This window comes from Tsukamurella ocularis (genome assembly GCF_965138335.1).
Taxonomy (GTDB): domain Bacteria; phylum Actinomycetota; class Actinomycetes; order Mycobacteriales; family Mycobacteriaceae; genus Tsukamurella; species Tsukamurella ocularis_A.
The window spans coordinates 92937-110874 of the sequence record NZ_CBCSDV010000017.1; the positions used below are offsets into that span (position 1 = coordinate 92937).

Annotated in this window: 15 protein-coding genes; 10 read left to right on the plus strand and 5 right to left on the minus strand. The window is 72.6% G+C overall.

Going from position 1 to position 17938, the window contains the following annotated elements:
- Window positions 1-6 precede the first annotated feature (6 nt).
- A complete protein-coding gene (metG, locus tag ACNAYW_RS16105) occupies window positions 7-1557 on the minus strand; it encodes a methionine--tRNA ligase (protein ID WP_415850671.1) in 1551 nt (516 codons plus the stop codon).
- A 192-nt stretch (window positions 1558-1749) separates the two neighbouring features.
- On the opposite strand from metG, the gene ACNAYW_RS16110 reads away from it, so the two are divergent.
- Window positions 1750-3054 carry a DUF998 domain-containing protein gene (locus ACNAYW_RS16110; protein WP_415850672.1) on the plus strand — a complete coding sequence of 435 codons (1305 nt, stop codon included), beginning with the start codon at window positions 1750-1752 and terminating at the stop codon, window positions 3052-3054.
- On the opposite strand, the gene ACNAYW_RS16115 is transcribed toward ACNAYW_RS16110, so the two are convergent.
- Complete coding sequence (locus ACNAYW_RS16115; protein ID WP_415850673.1) at window positions 3011-3283, minus strand: hypothetical protein; 273 nt, start codon at window positions 3281-3283, stop codon at window positions 3011-3013. The two genes, ACNAYW_RS16110 and ACNAYW_RS16115, sit on opposite strands and share 44 nt — an antisense overlap.
- 172 nt (window positions 3284-3455) lie before the next feature.
- Between ACNAYW_RS16115 and ACNAYW_RS16120 the strand changes: the two genes are divergently transcribed.
- Window positions 3456-4598: an aminodeoxychorismate synthase component I gene (locus tag ACNAYW_RS16120; protein ID WP_415850687.1), complete on the plus strand. Its 1143-nt coding sequence runs from the start codon at window positions 3456-3458 to the stop codon at window positions 4596-4598.
- A 35-nt stretch (window positions 4599-4633) separates the two neighbouring features.
- Window positions 4634-5137 carry a hypothetical protein gene (locus ACNAYW_RS16125; protein WP_415850674.1) on the plus strand — a complete coding sequence of 168 codons (504 nt, stop codon included), beginning with the start codon at window positions 4634-4636 and terminating at the stop codon, window positions 5135-5137.
- Here ACNAYW_RS16125 and rsmI read toward each other — a convergent pair.
- Window positions 5110-5952 (minus strand): 16S rRNA (cytidine(1402)-2'-O)-methyltransferase, encoded by an 843-nt coding sequence (gene rsmI, locus ACNAYW_RS16130; RefSeq protein WP_415850675.1) that lies wholly within the window; start codon window positions 5950-5952, stop codon window positions 5110-5112. The genes ACNAYW_RS16125 and rsmI overlap by 28 nt on opposite strands.
- Window positions 5953-5967: 15 nt before the next feature.
- Here rsmI and ACNAYW_RS16135 point away from each other — a divergent pair, with 15 nt between their 5' ends.
- Window positions 5968-7569, plus strand: coding sequence for a dolichyl-phosphate-mannose--protein mannosyltransferase (locus ACNAYW_RS16135; protein ID WP_415850676.1), 1602 nt, complete (start codon window positions 5968-5970; stop codon window positions 7567-7569).
- Window positions 7570-7809: 240 nt separating this feature from the next.
- On the opposite strand, the gene ACNAYW_RS16140 is transcribed toward ACNAYW_RS16135, so the two are convergent.
- Window positions 7810-9012 carry an MFS transporter gene (locus ACNAYW_RS16140; protein WP_415850677.1) on the minus strand — a complete coding sequence of 401 codons (1203 nt, stop codon included), beginning with the start codon at window positions 9010-9012 and terminating at the stop codon, window positions 7810-7812.
- Window positions 9013-9104: 92 nt separating this feature from the next.
- Between ACNAYW_RS16140 and ACNAYW_RS16145 the strand changes: the two genes are divergently transcribed.
- Genes ACNAYW_RS16145 through ACNAYW_RS16170 form a run of 6 tightly spaced genes read left to right on the plus strand, consistent with a single transcriptional unit; the run spans window position 9105 to window position 16829 of the window.
- On the plus strand, window positions 9105-9194 hold the full coding sequence (locus ACNAYW_RS16145; RefSeq protein WP_415850678.1) for a potassium-transporting ATPase subunit F: 90 nt from the start codon (window positions 9105-9107) through the stop codon (window positions 9192-9194).
- Entirely contained in the window at window positions 9194-10852 is a 1659-nt protein-coding gene (gene kdpA, locus ACNAYW_RS16150; RefSeq protein WP_415850679.1) for a potassium-transporting ATPase subunit KdpA, read from the plus strand. Before ACNAYW_RS16145 ends, kdpA begins: the two co-directional genes overlap by 1 nt.
- Entirely contained in the window at window positions 10849-12963 is a 2115-nt protein-coding gene (kdpB, locus tag ACNAYW_RS16155; protein WP_415850680.1) for a potassium-transporting ATPase subunit KdpB, read from the plus strand. The genes kdpA and kdpB overlap by 4 nt, the downstream gene beginning before the upstream one ends.
- A gap of 13 nt (window positions 12964-12976) precedes the next feature.
- Window positions 12977-13564, plus strand: a complete 588-nt coding sequence (kdpC, locus tag ACNAYW_RS16160; protein ID WP_415850681.1) for a potassium-transporting ATPase subunit KdpC — start codon at window positions 12977-12979, stop codon at window positions 13562-13564.
- Window positions 13565-13590: 26 nt separating this feature from the next.
- Entirely contained in the window at window positions 13591-16158 is a 2568-nt protein-coding gene (locus ACNAYW_RS16165) for an ATP-binding protein (RefSeq protein WP_415850682.1), read from the plus strand.
- Window positions 16155-16829 carry a response regulator gene (locus ACNAYW_RS16170; protein WP_415850683.1) on the plus strand — a complete coding sequence of 225 codons (675 nt, stop codon included), beginning with the start codon at window positions 16155-16157 and terminating at the stop codon, window positions 16827-16829. Before ACNAYW_RS16165 ends, ACNAYW_RS16170 begins: the two co-directional genes overlap by 4 nt.
- Here ACNAYW_RS16170 and ACNAYW_RS16175 read toward each other — a convergent pair.
- A complete protein-coding gene (locus tag ACNAYW_RS16175; protein WP_415850684.1) occupies window positions 16784-17812 on the minus strand; it encodes a hypothetical protein in 1029 nt (342 codons plus the stop codon). The genes ACNAYW_RS16170 and ACNAYW_RS16175 overlap by 46 nt on opposite strands.
- Window positions 17813-17938: the final 126 nt, after the last annotated feature.

The window sequence follows — 17938 nt, forward strand, 5'->3', positions numbered from 1 at the left end:
CGACGGCTAGTCGGACTCGGGCTCGACGTACCGCGGGAACACGCCCTGCGGCTTCGGCAGCGCGGTGCCCGCGGCGAGGCGGGTACCCACGGCGTCGAACGTGCGCCGGTCCTTGGGCTGCTCCAGCAGGGTGAGCAGTTCCTCCGCGGACTCCGGCATCACCGGCTGCAGCAGCAGCGCGACCTGCCGGACCACCTCGGCGGTCGTGTAGAGCACCGTCCCCATGCGCTCGGGGTCGCTCGCCTTGAGCTTCCACGGCTCCTGGGCCGAGAAGTAGCGGTTGGTCTCGGCGAGCACCTCCCAGATCGCCTCGAGGTACAGGTGCAGCGCCTGGTTGCCCACATGGCGTCGCGAGGTCTCCAGCAGACCGTCGGCCCGGGCGAGGAGGGCCTCGTCCTCGGGCGTGAACGGGCCGGGCGTGGGCACCGTGCCCGCGCAGTTCTTGTTGATCATCGACAGCGAGCGCTGCGCGAGGTTGCCGAGCTCGTTCGCGAGGTCGGCGTTGATCCGCCCGACGATCGCCTCGTGGCTGTAGCTGCCGTCCTGGCCGAAGCTCACCTCGCGGAGCAGGAAGAAGCGCAGCGCGTCGAGGCCGTACTCGGCGATGAGGGCGTGCGGGTCGACGACGTTGCCGACCGACTTGCTCATCTTCTCGCCCTTGTTGAACAGGAAGCCGTGGGCGAAGACCCGCTCGGGCAGTTCGATCCCGGCGCTCATCAGGAACGCGGGCCAGTAGACGGCGTGGAACCGGATGATGTCCTTGCCGATGATCTGCAGCGTCGGCGGCCAGAACGTCGTGAACTGCTCGGACTCCGTGTCGGGGTAGCCGGCGCCGGTGAGGTAGTTGGTCAGCGCGTCGACCCAGACGTACATGACGTGGTCGGGGTCGCCGGGCACGGGGACGCCCCAGTCGAAGGTGTCGCGGCTGATCGAGAGGTCCTTGAGGCCGCCCTTGATGAAGCTGACGATCTCGTTGCGACGGGTGGCCGGCTCGAGGTAGCCGCCCTCACGATCGAGTAGCGCGAGCAGCCGGTCCTGGTAGGCGGACAGCTTGAAGAAGTACGACGCCTCTTCGGTCCACTCGACCTCGGTGCCGGTGTCGGTCGAGACCCGCGTGCCGTCCTCGGTGACGGTGGTCTCGTCCTCGGCGTAGTAGGCCTCGTCGCGCACGGAGTACCAGCCCGAGTACTTGCCCAGGTAGATGTCGCCCGCGTCGACCATCTTCTGCCAGATCGCCTTCGACGCCTCGTAGTGGTCGGCGTCGGTGGTGCGGATGAACCGGTCGAACGTCGAGCCGACGGCGCGCTGCAGGGCCTCGAAGGCGGCGGCGTTGCGATCGGCGAGGGCCTTGGTCTCGACGCCCTCCTTGGCGGCCGTCTGCTGCATCTTCAGGCCGTGCTCGTCCGTGCCGGTGAGGAAGAAGACCTCGCGGCCGTCGAGTCGCTGGAAGCGCGCGATCACGTCGGTGGCGATGTACTCGTAGGCGTGCCCGATGTGGGGCACGCCGTTCGGGTAGGCGATCGCCGTGGTGATGTAGAAAGCCTTGTCTGCAGCCATGGTGCGCCCAGCTTATCGGTGCGGCGCGCCCGCGGATCGTCCTGCTTCCGCCGGACGGGACCGCCGCCCCGCCGGCCCGGAGAGGAACGCTCCCGGCGACGGTGCCGATCTCCCACCTCCGGGGGATTCCGTCCGACACTGCGGAGGGGCACCATCCGGAGGGAACCTCAAGCGCACGCAACGGAATCGGACATGACACTCAGCTTCCTCTACGGACTCCTCTTCCTCGCCACCTGGCGGATCCTCCGACTCGCTCCCCCGGCGGAGCGGCCGCGCCCGCGGTGGCCGACGGCCCTCATCGCCGTCGCCGTGGCGGGGTCGGCGGCCCAACTCCTGCACCCCGACCTCGAACACGCCTGGCAGCGCTCCGCCTCCGCGATCGACGGCGGCGAGCTGTGGCGGATCGGCACGTCGTTCGTGATCCAGAGCGGCGGCGCCTGGGGCATGGGCTTCAACCTCATCACCCTGGTCGTGACCGCGTTGCTCGCGGCCCGCGCCTTCGGCGGCCCCGCACGCGGTGCGGGCGGTGCGGGCGGTGCACGCGATACACGTGGCGCGCTGCCCGCGGCGCTCGGGCCGGTGGTCTGGATCGCGGGCGGCGTGCTCGGCAACCTGCTGGCGCTCGCCTTCGGCTTCCCCGACGGTGCGGGCAGCTCGCTGGCGACGATGACGCTCGCGGTCACCGCGGCGGTCGCGGCGGCGCCGCTGTCCACGCGATCCGGACGCGTCGCGATCGGGGTGCTGGCCGCGGCAGCGCTCGTGCTCCTCGCGCTGCACGACGAGCACGCGATCGCCGCGGTGCTCGGCGCGATCCTGGGCGTGGGCCTGCGCTGGGGCGGCGCGCCGGACCGGATCGTCGCGGGCGCCGCCTGCTGGGCGGGGGCGGCGGCCTTCTTCGTCGGCCAGGGGATCGCGATGGCCGGCGTGACCAACGGCTACAGCCCGGTGCGGCACATGGTGAGCGACCTCGGGATGGTCGGCTGCGCCCCCGCCGATGTGGGCGGTTATCACACGGAGGTGTGCTCGCCCTGGCACCTCGCGATGAACCTCGGCTTCGTCGCCACCGGCGCCGCGCTGCTCGCGGGCACCTTCCTGCTGCGGCCGCTGCTGCCGCCCGGCCGGCTCGCCGCGGCCGGCGCGGTGCTCCTCGGCCTGGGCGGGCTGGGCAAGATCGGCGCCGGGCTCACGCCGGGTGACCTGTACCCCGCGGCGCACATGGCGGTCGCCCTGCTCAGCGGTCCCGCCCCCACCGTCGGGGTCCTGCTGCTCGGCCTTTCGCTGCGGGCGACGCATCCGACGGCGGCGCGCGCCGCGGTGCGGTGCGGCACCGTAGGGATCGGGGGCTTCGCGGCGACGTCGGTGGCGATGACCTCCGGCTGGGCCGGGCTCGCGGAGCGCGTCGCGATGTACCCGGTGATCGCGTGGGTGATCGGCGCCGGGGTCGCGCTGCTCGTCAGCCGGCGAGGACGGACGCCGGCACTGCGTCCAGCGCGATGACGGCGCCGGACTCGTCGAGGCGGAAACGGGCGATGTCGCGCCCGTAGCGGACGTAGACCACGTCGTAGTCCACGCCGATGACCTCGGTGTCGACGGTCGGCAGCGCGGCGGCGGTACCCGCGTACTCGCCCTCCGCGTAGAACCGGACCTGGCTGCGCTCGCCGTGGGCGACGTGCACCCACCCCAATCGCCCGCCGAGGGCCGTGCCGCCGTCGATCACCGGGTTCATCACTCCTCCTCCGTGGTTCGGGTGGCGGGCGGATCGGGTGAGTGGGAGAGATCCGCCGGCCGACACCCACTCTTCCGGCCGGACGGGGGCCCGCACATCCGGTGAAACCCCCATTCCTCCCCGAGATCGGCGCACGGGGCCGTGACAGGATGGCGCGGTGCAACCGGTCGACATGCTGCGGGCGCTCCGCGAACGCGGCCACCGGCCCGCGGCGCTGCTCGGCTCATGGGGCGGGTACCGGGCCGTGATCGCGCCGGCCCCGCGCCTGACACCCGGGACAGCACCCGACGGTGCGCCGTGGCTCGGCGTCGTCGGCTATCCGGACACCGCCGCCGAGCCGCGCCTGGTCCCGGAGACGATCGGCGGGGACCCCGGCCCGCTGCTGCTCCTCGCCGACGACGGCCGGTGGACGTGCACCGACCCGACGTTCCCGGTCCCCGACGCCGCGCCCGCCCCGAGACCGTGGGCCGCGACGTGGGCCGCGCCCGACCGGGACGATCACCGCGCCGCCGTCCTCGCCTGCCAGGAGGCGATCCGCGCGGGCGACGTCTACCAGGTGAACGTGTGCACCCGCTTCGACGGCGCCCTCACCGGCGACCCGCTGGACCTGTTCGCCGACATCGCCGCCGCCACCCGCCCGGCGAAGGCCGCCTACCTCGAGGGCGACTGGGGCGCGGTCGCGTCGTTCTCCCCGGAGACCTTCCTCACCGAGCGCGGCGGCGTGCTCACCTCCCGGCCCATCAAGGGCACGCTGCCGCTCACCCGGGCCCCGCAGGACCTGCGCGCGAGCGTCAAGGACGTGGCGGAGAACGTGATGATCGTGGACCTGGTGCGCAACGACCTCAGCCGCGTCGCCGCGACGGGCACCGTCCGGACCCCGGAGCTCCTGCGCGTCGAGCCCGCGCCCGGCGTTTGGCACCTGGTCTCGACGGTGACCGCGCGGCAACGGCCCGGCACGGCCCGTACGGAGTTGCTCGACGCGACCTTCCCGCCCGCATCGGTCACCGGCACCCCGAAGCTCTCCGCCCGCACCCGCATCACCGCGTGGGAGCGGCACACGCGCGGCACCTACTGCGGCGCGATCGGCATCGACCACCCGCTGACGGGCCTGGACCTGAGCGTCGCGATCCGCACCGTCGAGGCGCGCGACGGTGCCCTCCGTCTCGGCGTGGGCGGCGGCATCACCATCGACTCCGTGCCCGACGCGGAGTGGCGCGAGTGCCTCGACAAGGCCGCGTCGATCGTCGGGTACCGCCCGGCGCCGGGAGCGGAGCGAGCGGGCCACTCCGATCAGACATCTCACCCGCGCGGGTGACGACGGCGGGCGCCGCGGGCCGCGAGACTGGCCGCATGATCGACCTCCGCTCGCCCGCCCTGCGCCGCTTCCTCCTGCTGCTGGCGGTGGCCTTCGCCGCCGGCGTGGGGTTCGGCGGCTACCTCTTCACCCGGCGCGACCCGGAGGTCGCGGGCTTCGTCCCGTGGACCGCGGCGTGGCCGCAGCACGCGGTGGTGGCCGTGGTCGGGGTGGCGCTCGTGCTCGGGATCCGGGCCCGACGGTGGCGTCCCCGCACGCCCGCCCTCACCCCGGCGCGGCTGGCGCTCGCGGCGCCGCTACTGGGGCTGCTGGTCTTCGCCGCGTTCCGGGCGGGCGTGCAGGTGCTGGCCGGGCTGGACCCGAACTTCACCGTCAACGCCTGGGGCGGCCCGACGTACCTCGGCGCGATGGCCTGCCACTACCTCGACCTCGCGGTCGGCGGCATCGTCGTGGTCGGGTTGCTGCGCCTGATCCTGACCCGCCCGGCGACGGTGCCCGGGACCGGTGGGATTCAGCGGGCGGCGAGCGCCGCCTCGTAGAGCTCGCGCTTGGAGGCACCGGTCTCGGTCGCGACGGCGGCGCAGGCGTCCTTGAGCCGCTCCCCCGCCTCGACGCGGCGCAGCACCGCGGCGACGTGATCCTCCGGGTTCGCCGAGACCGCGGCGGCACCCTCGAGCACGACGGTGATCTCGCCGCGCACCCCGTCGGCGGCCCACGCGGCGAGCTCGCCCAGCGTGCCCCGCCGGACCTCCTCGTAGGTCTTGGTGAGTTCGCGACACACCGCGGCGCGACGCTCGGTTCCGAGGACCTCCGCGGCGTCGGCGAGGGTCTCGGCGAGGCGGTGCGGCGACTCGAAGAAGACCGCCGCGCGACGTTCCGTCACCAGCTCGGCGAGCCACGACCGGCGGGCACCGGACTTGCGCGGGGCGAAACCGTCGAACAGGAACCGCTCGACGGGCAGCCCGGACAGGGCCAGGGCGGTGGTGACGGCCGACGGCCCCGGCAGGCAGGTGACCCGGTGCCCCGCCTCGACGACGGCTGCGACCAGGCGGTACCCGGGGTCCGACACCGACGGCATGCCGGCATCGGTGACGAGGAGGACCGTCTCGCCGGCGTCGAGCGCGGCGAGCAGCTGCGGGATGCGGCCGGCCTCGTTGTGGTCGTAGAAACTGAGGATCCGGCCCCGCGGTTCGACCTCGAGGGAGGCGGCCAGCGAGCGGGCCCGACGCGTGTCCTCGGCGGCGATCACGCCGGCGGATCCGAGCGCCGCGATGAGCCGCGCGGTGGCGTCACCCGGGTTGCCCATCGGCACCCCGGCGACGATCAGTGCCCCGCGCGCGTCCTCTGCTCCCACAGCACACACCCTACGATGGGTCGCGTGACAGCTGTGGCGATGCCCGAGGGGCGTAGCGAGGACCGCGAGATGGTGAGCCCCGGCCCGCGGCTCCCGCCCGCGGTGTTCGGAGCCACCGACCGCGCCTTCGGCTGGACCGTGACGCTGGTGCTGACCGCCGTCGCGGCGGCCACCCGGTTCTTCAACCTGGGCTACCCGAGCAACACCGGCTTCATCGGCAGCACCCCCGTGCAGACCCCGGTCTTCGACGAGAAGCACTACGCCCCGCAGGGCTGGCAGGTGCTCTCGGGCGGGCAGTGGATCGAGGACAACCCCGGGTTCGGGCTGATCGTGCACCCGCCGGTGGGCAAGTGGATGATCGCGATCGGCGAGTGGCTGTTCGGTTACGGCCCGCTGGGCTGGCGGTTCATGTCAGCGGTGTGCGGCACGCTGCTCGTGTTCATGGTGATCCGCGCGGCCCGGCGGCTCGCCCGATCGACGCTGATCGGCGGCCTGGCGGGCCTGTTCCTCATCTGCGACGGCCTGACGATGGTCTCCTCGCGCGTCGCGCTGCTCGACATCTTCCTCGTCTTCTTCGGCTTCGCGGCGTTCGCGATGATCCTCGTCGACCGCGACCAGATGCGGGAGCGGCTGCACCGCGCAGCGATCGAGGGGCGGATCACGGATTCGCTGTACGGACCGCGGCTGGGCTTCCGCTGGTGGCGCTTCTCCGCCGCGATCATGGTGGGCCTCGCGTGCGGCGTGAAGTGGTCGGGCATCTACTTCCTCATCGGCGTCCTGGCGCTCTCGCTGGCCTTCGACGTGGCGAACCGCCGGCAGTACGGCGTGATCCGGCCGTGGCGCGGCGTACTGCTGCGCGACCTGATCCCGTCGGGCATGTCGCTCGGGGTGGTGCCGATCCTGGTGTACCTCGGCAGCTTCTGGCCCTGGTTCTCCTCGGAGACCTCCGTCTACCGGTATGCGGTGGGGAACCAGATCGGCGACAGCGGCCCCTTCGCCTGGGTGCCCGCGGCGCTGCGGTCCCTGTTCTTCTACGAGGCCACGATCCTCGACTTCCACGACGGGCTGACCAACTCCGCCGGCAACCACCACCCGTGGGAGTCGAAGCCGTGGACGTGGCCGATGGGCCTGCGGCCGATGCTCTACCACTACACCGCGGACCAGTCGGGCGGCATGTGCGGCGACGGCCCGTGCGTGCGCGCGGTGATGGCGGTGGGCACGCCCGCGCTCACGTGGATCGCGGTGCCCGTGGTGCTGTGGGCGCTGTGGAAGATGTTCGTCAAGCGCGACTGGGCCTACGCCGCGCCCGTGACCATGTACTTCGCGACCTACCTGCCGTGGTTCCTCAACCTGGACCGACAGATGTACTACTTCTACGCGCTCACGCTGATGCCCTTCCTGTGCATCATGATCGCGCTGATCTGCCGCGAGGTGCTGGGCCTGGACGGCCTCGCGCGCTACTTCGGCTTCGAGCGGCTGCAACTGGGCCGCTGGCTGGTGGTGCTCTACGCGGCGATCGTGGTGCTGAACTTCACCTGGCTCTGGCCGATCCTGACCGCCACGCCCATCCCGATGTGGTGGTGGCGCCTGGAGCTCTGGCTGCCCAGCTGGCAGTAGGCCGCACTTCCCGGGTTCGACGGTGCCACGGTCACCGCGGCGCGAGCCGACGCAGGGCGGGCGGCGCGGTGAGAGGCAGCGTGTCGGACGAACGAGCTCTCGGATTCTGTCCGGTTCGGACACCGTGTCCGAACCGGACGGAATCCGAGAGTCGTCGGCTCGTTCACCATGCCTACCGGCGAGCACGGCAATGGGCATGCCCGACAGCGACGCGAGGCCGGCCGGGCGGGTGGCGTGCGGTCAGACCGTCGCCGGGACCCGGGTCTCCCGGGCCAGCATCCAGGCGATGGCGGCGAGGACGCACAGGGCAGCGGTGACGGCGAAGGCCCAGGTGAATCCGAGGTACTGCGCGATCGCGCCCGCGAGCAGCGGCCCGGAGATGGTGCCCGCGTCCTGCGCCATCTGATACGCGGAGAGCGCACCGCCGCTGCGGCCCCTGCCCTGCAGCACGTCGGCGAGGGAGGCCTGCATCGTCGGCGCGACGAGGCCGGTCCCGATGCCCGCGACGACGGTGACGAGGAAGGCCACGAGCACCGAGTCGGTGAAGCCCAGCGCCACGGTGCCGACGGCGATGACGAGCATCCCCACGACGATGAACGGCCGCCGGCCGTAGCGGTCGGAGGCGCGGCCCGCGGGGAACATCGCGAGCACGTCGCCGGCGGCGTAGGCCGCCAGCGCGTACCCGGCGATCGCGGCCGGCTGGTCGAGGACGGCGGCGAAGAACAGCGGCAGCAGCGACACCCGCATCGAGTAGACCCAGCCGAAGACGACCGACGTGAAGAGCGCGGCCCGGTAGGCGGAATCGGCGAGCGCCTCGCGGACCGTCGTGCCCGGTTCGGAGGAGGCCTCCTCCCGGCCCGCGAGGGTGCTGCCGCGCAGCGCGATGCCCACGACGAGCGTGGCGACGACGAGCGCGATGGCGTAGACGACGAACGGCACCCGCAGGCCGAAGCCGACGAGGGCGCCGCCCAGCAGGGGGCCGCAGATGCCGCCGAGCACGAAGCTCGACGAGTAGACGCCGCTCACTCGGCCGCGGATCTCGGCGGGCGCGATGCGGATCATCAGGCCCATCGCGGACACCGTGAACATCACCGAGCCCACACCGCCCAGCCCGCGGAAGAGCATGAGCTGCCAGTAGGTCTGCGCGAAGGCCACCGCGAGCGTCGACGCCGCGACGATGAGGAGCCCCGTCATGTAGATCCACCGCTCGCCGAACGCCTTCACCAAGGGGCCGGTCGCCGGGGCGAAGGCGAGCCGCATGATCGCGAAGGCGCTGACGACCGCGGAGGCGGCGCCGATGCCCACGTCGAAGGTGCGGGCGAAAGCGGGCAGAGCGGGCGCGACGACGCCGTAGCCGAGGGCGATCACGAAGCTGGCCGCCACGAGGACCCAGACATCCGGCGGTACCCGCTGCGGCGCGGGCGCGGAAGCTGCTGAGTTCACCGAACCATCATCCGCTAAGAACGCGTCAAGACCCGCATCGGGGGCGTTAAGGGGGCGTGAGAACGCGCGACGACGGTGGTCCAGTGGAGCCCATGAACATCTCCAACGCGCTGGCGCTCGCCGCGACGATCCTCACCCTGGCGTACCTGCTGTACGCCCTGCTGCGCCCGGAGCGCTTCTGATGAGCGGCACCGCATCCGGCCTGCTCACGATCGGCACCCTGGTCGCGGCGCTCGCGATCGCGTACCGCCCGCTCGGCGACTACCTGGCGCACGTCGTCACCACGCCGAAGCACTGGCGCGTCGAGCGCGTCGTCTACCGCCTCGTGGGCGCGGACCCCGAGGCCGAACAGGGCTACCGCGTCTACGCCGTGGCCGCGCTCGCGTTCAGCGCCGTCAGCATCGTCGCCCTCACGCTCCTGCTCCTCCTCCAGGGCCGGCTGCCCGGCGTCGAGCCGAAGCAGTGGCGGCTCGACGAGGCGCTCAACACCGCGATCTCCTTCGTCACCAACACCAACTGGCAGTGGTACTCCGGCGAATCGGCGATGAACCTCATCGCGCAGGCGATCGGCCTGGCGGTGCAGAACTTCGTCTCCGCGGCCGTCGGCATCGCGGTGGCGGTCGCGCTGGTCCGCGGCTTCGTCCGCTCGCGCACCGACCGGCTCGGCAACTTCTGGGTGGACCTCACCCGCATCACCCTGCGCGTCCTGCTGCCGATCGCCGCGATCGGTGCCGTGATCCTCATGGCGCAGGGCGTGGTGCAGACGCTGTGGCAGCGGCACGAGATCGTCGGCCTCGACGGGCAGAAGCAGGTGCTCACCGGCGGCCTCGTCGCGAGCCAGGAGGTGATCAAGCTCCTCGGCACCAACGGCGGCGGCTACTTCAACGCCAACTCGGCGCACGCCTTCGAGAACCCGACGGCCGCGACCAACCTGTTCCAGATCTTCCTCATCCTGCTCATCCCCGTCGCGCTGCCCCGCATGCTGGGCAACCTCGTCGGGAACCACCGGCAGGGCTACGCGATCCTCGGCTCGATGGCGATCATCTTCACCGTCTCGACCGCGATCTCGATCGCCGCGCAGCTCGGCAACCAGGGCACGGCCGGCCGGGCGGCGGGCGCCGCGCTCGAGGGCCAGGAGGTGCGCTTCGGTCAGTGGAGCACCGGCCTGTTCGCCACCGCGACCACCAGCACCTCGACGGGAGCGGTCGACGCCGCGCACGACAGCCTCACGCCCGGCGCCGGCGGGGCCGCACTGGTGAACATGCTGCTCGGCGAGATCAGCCCCGGCGGCGTGGGATCCGGCCTCTACGGCATGCTCGTCATCGCCGTGCTCACCGTCTTCCTGTGCGGCCTCATGGTGGGCCGCACCCCCGAGTTCCTGGGCAAGAAGATCGGCCGCCGGGAGATCACCCTCGCCGCGCTGTACATCCTGGTGATGCCCGCGCTGGTGCTGGTCGGGACCGCCGCCACGGTGGTCCAGGAGCAGGGCGTCGCCGCGATGACCAACGACGGTGCGCACGGCCTGTCCGAGGTGCTCTACGCCTACGCCTCGGCGAGCAACAACAACGGCAGCGCCTTCGCCGGCCTCGCCGTCGACACCCCGTGGTTCAACTACACGCTGGGCGCGGCGATGCTGCTCGGCCGGTTCGCGCCGATGGTCGCGATCCTCGCCCTGGCCGGCACGCTCGCGCAGCAGCACCCCGTGCCCGCCACCGCGGGCACCATCCCCACCCACCGCCCGCTGTTCGTGGGCCTCACCGTGGGCGTCGTGGTCCTGGTGGCCGGATTGACCTTCGTCCCCGCCCTCGCGCTCGCACCGATCTCGGAGGTCACCCAGTGACGAACACGCTGACCGACACCCCCACTCCGTCGGACCCGAAGGCCGTCACCCCGGCACCGAAGCGGCGCTCCGCCTTCTCGCTCGCCGAGCTCCGCTCGGCGCTCCCCCGCGCGGCCGCGAAGCTGGACCCGCGCACGCAGATCCGGCAGCCCGTCGTCTTCGTGGTGTGGATCGCCTCGGTGTACACCACCGCGCTGGCGATCGTGCACCCGTCGGTGTTCGCGTGGTCCGTGGCCGTCTTCCTCTGGGCGACGGTGCTCTTCGCGAACCTCGCGGAGGCCGTCGCCGAGGGCCGCGGCCGCGCGCAGGCCGAGTCGTTGCGCAAGGCGAAGACGGAGACCGTCGCGCGCCGCAGGACCGCGAGCGGCGAGGAGCAGGTCCCCGGCTCGCAGCTGCACGTGGGCGACCTCGTGATCGTCGAGGCCGGCGAGGTCATCCCCGGCGACGGCGACGTCGTCGAGGGCATGGCGACCGTCGACGAGTCGGCGATCACCGGCGAGTCCGCGCCCGTCGTGCGCGAGTCCGGCGGCGACCGCTGCGCCGTCACCGGCGGCACCCGCGTGCTCAGCGACCGCATCGTCGTCGAGATCAAGACGGAGCCCGGCAAGAGCTTCATCGACCGGATGATCGGGCTCGTCGAGGGCGCGAACCGGCAGAAGACGCCGAACGAGATCGCCCTGAACATCCTGCTCACCGTGCTCACGATCATCTTCCTGCTGGCCGTCGCGACCCTGCAGCCGATGGCGATCTACTCGGGCGGCGCGATCGACGTCGTGGTCCTGGTGGCACTGCTGGTGTGCCTGATCCCGACGACGATCGGCGCGCTGCTCTCCGCGATCGGCATCGCGGGCATGGATCGCCTGGTGCAGCGCAACGTGATCGCCAAGTCCGGCCGCGCCGTCGAGGCCGCGGGCGACGTCTCGACGCTGCTGCTCGACAAGACCGGCACCATCACCTACGGCAACCGCCGCGCCACCTCCTTCCACCCCGTGGCGGGGGTCGACGAGCACACCCTGGCCGGGCACGCACTGTTCGCCTCGCTCGCCGACGAGACGCCCGAGGGGCGGTCCATCGTGGACCTGGCCACGACGCACGGTCATGAGGTCCCGACGGTGCGCCTGGGCACCGTCGTGCCGTTCACGGCGCAGACCCGGATGTCGGGCGTCGACCTGCCCGACGGCACCCGCATCCGCAAGGGCGCCTCGGCGGCCGTGCTGGCCTGGGTCGCCGCGGAGCACCGCGTCGACGGGGCCGCCGAGTCCCTCGGCGAGGCGATCGGCACCGTCGACGTGCGGCTGGCGGTCGACGAGATCTCCGGCTCCGGCGGTACCCCGCTGGTCGTGGCGTACGCCGAGCCCGGCGCGGCCCCGACGCTGCAGGGCGTCGTGCACCTCAAGGACGTGGTCAAGGCCGGCATGCGGGAGCGCTTCGCGCAGCTGCGCGCGATGGGCATCCGCACGGTCATGATCACGGGCGACAACCCGTTGACCGCCAAGGCCATCGCCGAGGAGGCCGGCGTCGACGACTACCTCGCGGAGGCGACGCCCGAGGACAAGCTGGCGCTCATCAGGCAGCAGCAGGAGGGCGGCCGGCTCGTCGCGATGACGGGCGACGGCACCAACGACGCGCCCGCGCTCGCACAGGCCGACGTCGGCGTCGCGATGAACACGGGCACCTCCGCCGCGAAGGAGGCCGGGAACATGATCGACCTGGACTCCGACCCGACGAAGCTCATCGACATCGTGGAGATCGGCAAGCAGCTGCTCATCACCCGCGGAGCGCTGACCACCTTCTCCATCGCCAACGACATCGCGAAGTACTTCGCGATCATCCCCGCGATGTTCGTGCCCCTGGCCCCCGGCCTCGACGTGCTCAACGTGATGCGGCTGCACAGCCCGCAGTCGGCGATCCTCTCGGCGGTGATCTTCAACGCGCTCATCATCGTCGCGCTGATCCCCCTCGCCATGCGCGGCGTGAAGTACACCGCCAAGTCGGCCGACAAGCTGCTCGCGCGCAACCTCACCATCTACGGCCTGGGCGGCATCGTCGTCCCCTTCCTCGGCATCAAGCTGATCGACCTCGTCGTGCAGCTCGTCCCCGGCCTCTCCTGAAAGGCACCGTCCCATGCTCAGTTCCACACCGCGCCAGCTGCTCGCCGGCCTGCGCATGCTGCTCGTCATGACCGTCGTGCTCGGTGTCGTTTTCCCCCTGGTGATCTGGGGCGTCGGGCAGGTCGGGTTCAGCACGAAGGCGAACGGCTCGCAGATCGAGCGGAACGGCGCCGTCGTCGGGTCCGAGCTGCTCGCGCAGAAGTTCGACGGTGCGCAGTGGTTCCATCCGCGCCCGTCCGCGGGCGAGTACGACACCCTGGCCTCCGGCGGCACGAACCTCGGCCCGAACAGCGAGAAGCTGGTGGCGCTCATCGCCGAACGCCGCGCGAAGGTCGCCGCGGAGGACGGGGTGGATCCCGCCGCGGTGCCGGCGGACGCCGTCACGGCGAGCTTCTCCGGCCTCGACCCGCACATCTCCCCCGCCTACGCGCGGCAGCAGGTGGCGCGCGTCGCCCGGGCCCGCGGCCTCGGCCCGGAGCGGGTGACCGCGCTGGTCGCCGCGCACACCGAGGGGCGTCAGCTCGGCTACCTCGGCGAGGAGCGGGTTAACGTGGTGAATCTGAACGCCGCGCTCACCGATCTCGCCACCGCAGCGAAGTAGCCCGGGCGGAGAAGGGAGGGGAGAGGATGCCGAAGGGGCAGTTGCGCGTCTACCTGGGCGCCGCACCCGGCGTGGGCAAGACCTACGCCATGCTCACCGAGGGTGCGCGCCGCGCCTCCCGCGGGACGTCCGTCGTGGTCGGCTACGTGGAGACCCACGGCCGACCGCAGACGGAGGCGCAGGTCCAGGGACTGCAGGTGATCCCCCGCCGGCGCGTCGAGTACCGCGGCGCGGTGCTGGAGGAGATGGACGTCGATGCGGTGATCGCCGCGCACCCGACGGTGGTCCTGGTCGACGAGCTCGCCCACACGAACGCCCCGGGTTCGGCGAACGAGAAGCGCTGGCAGGACATCGCCGAGCTGCTCGACGCCGGCATCACCGTGGTCACCACGGTCAACATCCAGCACCTGGAGTCCCTCGGTGACGTGGTCGAGTCGATCACGGGTGTGCGGCAGCGCGAGACGATCCCCGACACCGTGGTGCGGCGCGCGGAGCAGGTGCAGCTCGTCGACATGACGCCCGAGGCCCTGCGGCGCCGCATGGCGCACGGCAACATCTACCACCCGTCCAAGGTGGACGCCGCGCTCTCCCACTTCTTCCGCATCGGGAACCTCACGGCGCTACGGGAACTCGCGCTGCTATGGCTCGCGGACCGCGTCGACGAGCGGCTCGAGCAGTACCGCTCGGAGCAGGGCATCTCGGCCGCGTGGCCCACCCGCGACCGCACCGTCGTCGCGCTCACGGGCGGCCCCGAGGGCGGCACGCTGCTGCGCCGCGGTGCCCGGATCGCGGCGAAGGGCGCGGGCGGGGAACTGCGGGCGGTGTACGTCGCGCGCAGCGACGGCCTGTCCGGCGCCTCCCCCGCCTCGTTGGCGCAGCTGCGGCAGCTCACGGAATCGCTGGGCGGCACCTTCCAGATCGTCACCGGCGACGACGTGGCCGCCGCGATCCTGCAGTACGCCACCTCGGTGAACGCCTCGCGGATCATCCTCGGCAAGTCGCGGCACCGCGCGCTCACCTCCGTGGTGCGGTGGCCGGTCTCGGACGCGGTGATCGAGGGCTCCGGCGACATCGATGTGCAGGTGGTCACGCACGAGCGGGCCGCGGGCGCGGGCCGGCGCCGGCTGCTCCCCCGCATCGACGGCCCCGACCCGGTGCTGCTCGGCAAGCGGCGCACCGTCGCGGGCTGGGTGCTCGCGATCGGCGGGCCGGTGATCCTCACGGCGCTGCTCGCACAGACCCGGCAGTGGCACTCGATGCCCACCGAGCTGATGCTCTTCCTCATGCTCACGGTGGCCGTGGCCCTGGTCGGCGGGATCCGGCCCGCGGTGCCCTCCGCGATCCTCGGATCGGTGCTGCTCAACTACTACTTCGCTCCACCGCTCTACACGTTCACCGTGGCGTCGGGCGAGAACGTCTTCGCCGTCGCGATGTTCGTACTCACGGCGATCGCGGTGGCGTCGGTCGTCTCACTGGCCGCCCGCCAGACCGCGCGCGCCGCCCGGGCCCGCGCCGAGGCCGACGTGCTCAGCGGCCTCGCCGACACCCTGCTCGCGACGGAGAACGCCGACGACGAGATCCCCGCCCTGCTCGACGAGGCCATCGTGACCTTCGGGCTGCGGGGCGCCTCGCTGCTGCGGCGCGACGACGCCGACGCCCCCTGGCAGCTCGTCGCCGGGCGCCGCGAGTCGCCGCTGCGGCCCGAGGACGGCACGGACGCGGTGATGGTCGGCGACAACGTGACGCTGGTGGTCGACGGCGACAGCCTGAGCGCGTCCGAGCACGGGCTGCTGGTCGCCTTCGCGGCGCACGCGGCGGCCCGGTTGGACCGGGAGGCGCTCAGCGCCGAGGCGCAGCAGGCCCGGGCCCTCGCGGAGGGCAACCGCGCGCGGACCGCCCTGCTCAGCGCGGTCTCGCACGACCTGCGGACGCCGCTGGCCGGGATCAAGGCCGCGGTCTCGTCGCTGCGCAGCGACGACGTGGAGTGGTCCGACGAGGACGAGGCCGAGCTGCTCGCGACCATCGAGGAGAGCGCCGATCGGCTGGACTCCCTGGTGGGGAACCTCCTCGACATGTCGCGGCTGCAGTCCGATTCGCTGACCCTGCTCACCCGCGAGGTGGGGATCGAGGAAGTGCTGCCCGCGATCTGGACCGCGCTCCCCGACGCGGATCTGGCGTTCGACTTCGCGTGCGACGACACGGACGCCACGCCCACGGCTCTCGCCGACCCCGGCCTGCTGGAGCGGGTACTGGCGAATCTCGTGGAAAATGCGGTGCGGCACTCGCGGGGCGGGCCGGTCACCGTCGGCGTCTCCGGCGTGCACACCCCCGATGGGGACCGGCTGCAGGTGCACGTCCGCGACCACGGCCCGGGCGTGCCGCAGGAGCAGCGCGATGCGATGTTCAAGCCCTTCCAGCGGATGGGCGACGCCCCGGCCGGCAACGGCGTCGGGCTGGGGCTCGCGGTGGCCCGCGGGCTCACCGAGGCGATGGGCGGCACCCTCACCGCGGAGGACACCCCGGGCGGCGGCCTGACGATGATCGTGGACCTGCCCGCCGCGCAGCCGGTGTCGAGTGATGAGGTGATCTCGTGACGTTCGTTCTGGTGGTCGACGATGAGCCGGCGATCCTGCGCACCCTGCGGATCAACCTCAAGGCCCGCGGGTACGAGGTGGAGACGGCGTCCGACGGGCGGTCCGCCCTGCAGATCGCGCGCGAGCGGACGCCCGACGTGGTGGTCCTCGACCTGGGCCTGCCCGACATCGACGGCACCGCGGTGCTCGCGAAGCTGCGCGAGTTCTGCACCTCACCGGTGATCGTGCTCTCGGCGCGGCACGGCAGCGACGACAAGGTGGAGTCGCTGGACATCGGCGCCGACGACTACGTGACCAAGCCCTTCGCGATGGACGAGTTCCTCGCCCGCGTCCGGGCGCAGGTGCGCCGCACCGGCCTCGTCGACGCGCCCGCGCCCGCGAAGACCGACGCCTTCGAGGTGAACTTCGAGGCCCGGACGGTCACCCGCGACGGCACGACGGTGCGCCTCACCCCCACCGAGTGGAAGATCGTGGACGTGCTGGTCCGCAACGCCGACCGCCTCGTCTCGCAGCAGACCCTCCTGCACGAGGTGTGGGGCCCGTCGTACTCGCGTGAGACGAACTACCTGCGCGTGTACATGGCGCAGCTGCGCCGCAAGCTGGAGCCGGACCCCGCTCATCCGCGCTACTTCGTCACGGAGCCCGGGATGGGGTACCGCTTCATCCCGTAGCGCCCGAGCCGTCCACCGCGCGCCGTGCCCGGTTCGGGAGGCGGGCGTCCGTGCCGCCGGGCCGGACGGTGCTCCGGCCGCGCGACTCTCGGATTCTGTCCGGAACGGACACGACGGTACCGAGCGCGTCGAACGCGCGGGCGCGGGCCGCGGCGAGGTCGGCCGCCGCGGGCGGGGCGGCCCCGGCAGGTGCGGCTCCGCGCGCGGCGCGGTAGTGAGCGGCGCCGAGTTCGCCGACGAGCGGTTCGAGCTCCCGCGCCACCGCGCCGAAGGCGGCCGCCGCGGCGGCTCCCCCCGGCCGCGTCGAGCGCGAAGACGCGGGCGACGGTCCGGCCCAGGGAGTGCGCCCACGTCCCCTCCGCGAGCGCGAGCCACGCCGCGACCTCCCGGCGGTCCGCCCGGAGCGCGTCGATCCACGGGAGGTTCGCCGCCCATCCGCTCGCGAGGAGGTGGCCGCTGAGCACGATGTGCAGGTCGTGGAGGAGATCGCGGAGGGCGACGGGTTCCGGCGAGGCGTGGGCGAGGTCCCCGAGCGGATCGTCGATGCCGGCGTCGGTGAAGAACGCGGCGTCCGGCCACGTGTCGTCGGTCCGTCCGTCCTCGCAGTCGCACCCCGCCGGGCGGTCCCGCGGGTCGCGCGCCGGCACGCCGTCCTCGCAGCGACAGTCGTCGACGACCGCCGACGCGGCCTCCGCCGCGGGGCCGCTCGGCCACACCGGGCCCTCGGCGCCGATCGGGCGCGGCGCCAGCACGACGCGCACCGCGTCCGCGGGCTCCGGCAACCACCACGGCGTGCCGAACAGCAGCCGCGCCGTGCTGCCGTACTTGCGCCGCAGCGTCCGCTCCGACACGCGCTCCCCGCCCGGAAGACGCAGGCGGCGTGCGACTTCCGTCAGGGTCCCGCGGTCCAGTCCCTCGACCGCGACGAGCTCCAGCGCGACCCGGACCGCCGCGTCGTGCAGCGCCCGATCGCGGATCGGCATCGCTCGTTCCTGGAAGTTGTGCATGGCTCCCCCCGAAGTCCACGTGTCCCCGGTGTCGACGGTACGACGACGGTCCGCCGGGCGGGGTGGGGATGGCTAAATGCGCGGGAGCGGCACAGCNCGCCG

What these genes read in the sequence shown, in the direction of transcription:
- ACNAYW_RS16145 (WP_415850678.1), top strand. Translation starts at nt 9,105, where the DNA reads ATGAACATCTCCAACGCGCTGGCGCTCGCCGCGACGATCCTCACCCTG.
- ACNAYW_RS16165 (WP_415850682.1), top strand. Translation starts at nt 13,591, where the DNA reads ATGCCGAAGGGGCAGTTGCGCGTCTACCTGGGCGCCGCACCCGGCGTG.
- ACNAYW_RS16175 (WP_415850684.1), bottom strand. Translation starts at nt 17,812, where the DNA reads ATGCCGATCCGCGATCGGGCGCTGCACGACGCGGCGGTCCGGGTCGCG.
- ACNAYW_RS16125 (WP_415850674.1), top strand. Translation starts at nt 4,634, where the DNA reads ATGATCGACCTCCGCTCGCCCGCCCTGCGCCGCTTCCTCCTGCTGCTG.
- kdpC (WP_415850681.1), top strand. Translation starts at nt 12,977, where the DNA reads ATGCTCAGTTCCACACCGCGCCAGCTGCTCGCCGGCCTGCGCATGCTG.
- ACNAYW_RS16115 (WP_415850673.1), bottom strand. Translation starts at nt 3,283, where the DNA reads ATGAACCCGGTGATCGACGGCGGCACGGCCCTCGGCGGGCGATTGGGG.
- metG (WP_415850671.1), bottom strand. Translation starts at nt 1,557, where the DNA reads ATGGCTGCAGACAAGGCTTTCTACATCACCACGGCGATCGCCTACCCG.
- kdpA (WP_415850679.1), top strand. Translation starts at nt 9,194, where the DNA reads ATGAGCGGCACCGCATCCGGCCTGCTCACGATCGGCACCCTGGTCGCG.
- ACNAYW_RS16110 (WP_415850672.1), top strand. Translation starts at nt 1,750, where the DNA reads ATGACACTCAGCTTCCTCTACGGACTCCTCTTCCTCGCCACCTGGCGG.
- ACNAYW_RS16120 (WP_415850687.1), top strand. Translation starts at nt 3,456, where the DNA reads ATGCTGCGGGCGCTCCGCGAACGCGGCCACCGGCCCGCGGCGCTGCTC.
- ACNAYW_RS16135 (WP_415850676.1), top strand. Translation starts at nt 5,968, where the DNA reads ATGGGTCGCGTGACAGCTGTGGCGATGCCCGAGGGGCGTAGCGAGGAC.